The sequence below is a fragment of the Mesorhizobium sp. M7A.F.Ca.MR.148.00.0.0 genome (assembly GCF_003997735.1).
Lineage (GTDB): Bacteria > Pseudomonadota > Alphaproteobacteria > Rhizobiales > Rhizobiaceae > Mesorhizobium.
This window is the reverse complement of record NZ_RZTB01000434.1, coordinates 1-382: the sequence shown is the minus strand read 5'-3', so window position 1 is coordinate 382 and position 382 is coordinate 1. Positions and strand designations below refer to the sequence as shown.

Annotated in this window: 1 protein-coding gene; it reads left to right on the top strand. The window is 67.3% G+C overall.

Annotated elements, in window-relative coordinates:
• Positions 1-382 (top strand): FAD/NAD(P)-binding oxidoreductase (locus tag EOB49_RS34835; RefSeq protein ID WP_245473007.1); only part of this gene is annotated, 382 nt, incomplete at both ends.

The window sequence follows — 382 nt, the reverse complement described above, 5'->3', positions numbered from 1 at the left end:
TGGCAGCCGGCCGCGCTGGTGCCCGCGTCATCCTGTGCGAAGAGGATTTTGTCCCCGGCGGCCGCCTGCTGTCGGATGGCGGCACGATCGATGGTGTGCCGGCAGCCGAATGGCTGTCGCGGACGCTGGCTGAATTGGCCGATATGCCCGATGTCCGCATCATGACCCGCACGACATTGTTCGGCGTCTATGATGGCGGTACCTATGGCGCGATCGAGCGGGTCAACGACCACCTGCCCTCGCCGCCTCAGCATCAGGTGCGCCAGCGGCTGTGGCGGATCGTGGCGAAGCGCTGCGTTGTCGCGGCCGGCGCCATCGAACGGCCGCTCGTCTTTGCCGGCAACGACACGCCCGGTGTTATGATGGCGTCCGCCATGCGCAC